At 60.7% G+C, this 247-nt stretch carries 1 protein-coding gene; it reads right to left on the bottom strand.

What is annotated here, in order from left to right; translation table 11 throughout:
- Positions 1 to 247 (bottom strand): chorismate-binding protein (locus RTW80_RS30310; protein ID WP_312721908.1); only part of this gene is annotated, 247 nt, incomplete at both ends.

Here is a 247-nt window from a genome sequence, read left to right as displayed (position 1 = left end):
CGATTCACTTTATCAAAGGTTTCCTGATATTCCGCCTCCGCCTGGCTGTCGGCCACAATGCCACCGCCTGCGGAACAGTACAGGTTACCGTCGCAGGCCGTCAGGGTGCGAATAGTGATGCTGGTATCCATGGTGCCGCACAGACTCACATAGCCGATGCTGCCGCACCAGGCGTTGCGGCGATGCGGTTCCAGTTCGTCGATGATCTCCATCGCCCGGACCTTCGGCGCGCCGGTAATGGAGCCCC

The sequence above is a fragment of the Escherichia sp. AM3 genome, assembly GCF_032029835.1.
Lineage (GTDB): Bacteria > Pseudomonadota > Gammaproteobacteria > Enterobacterales > Enterobacteriaceae > Escherichia > Escherichia coli.
Note: the sequence above shows the minus strand (reverse complement) of the source record. Positions and strands in the feature narration are given on the sequence as shown.